1 pseudogene is annotated in these 554 nt (G+C 50.9%); it reads left to right on the top strand.

The annotated features are described in order from the left end of the window. Nucleotides 1-554, top strand: a pseudogene (locus ACJHX3_RS25040) (conjugal transfer protein TrbC); the annotation flags it as partial.

Genomic DNA, 554 nt, shown 5'->3' with positions numbered 1-554 from the left:
TTTGATGGCACAGGACCAGGAACGTATAGAAGGACAGACAACAGCCACGAATACTGCAACACTGATGCAGAACACGGGGACAAAATTTGCCGGCAGGATTGTCAGCGAGGGTAGTACGGCCAGAACGCTGAAAAGCGCCGCCGGTGAAGAAGCCAGGGCGAGAATGAACAACCTGCAGCGTCAGGACGGCATATTTGGTGAATCATGGATTGACAGCCCACAAATCAGCATTCTGATGGAAAGCAAGATAAATGTTCAGGAGTTGATTGAACTTCATCCTGGCGAGTTCTTTTCTATTTTCCGGGGAGAAACCGTACCATCAGCATCATTCTTCATCCCTGACGATGAGAAAAGCTGCAGCAGCGATCCCGTTGTTATAAACGGGTATATCAGCGTGGATGCGCCACGCCTGGACCGTCTCCGCCGTCTTGTTCCCCGTACTACTCAACGTCGAATACCGTCACCGGAAAATGTCAGTGCCATCATTGGCGTCCTGACTGCAAAACCCTCCAGAAAAAGACGAAAAATTCGCACAGAGCCGCACACGATCGTGG

The organism is Escherichia sp. WS1265, from assembly GCF_046487585.1.
Lineage (GTDB): Bacteria > Pseudomonadota > Gammaproteobacteria > Enterobacterales > Enterobacteriaceae > Escherichia > Escherichia coli.
This window is presented reverse-complemented; position numbering and strand designations above follow the sequence as displayed.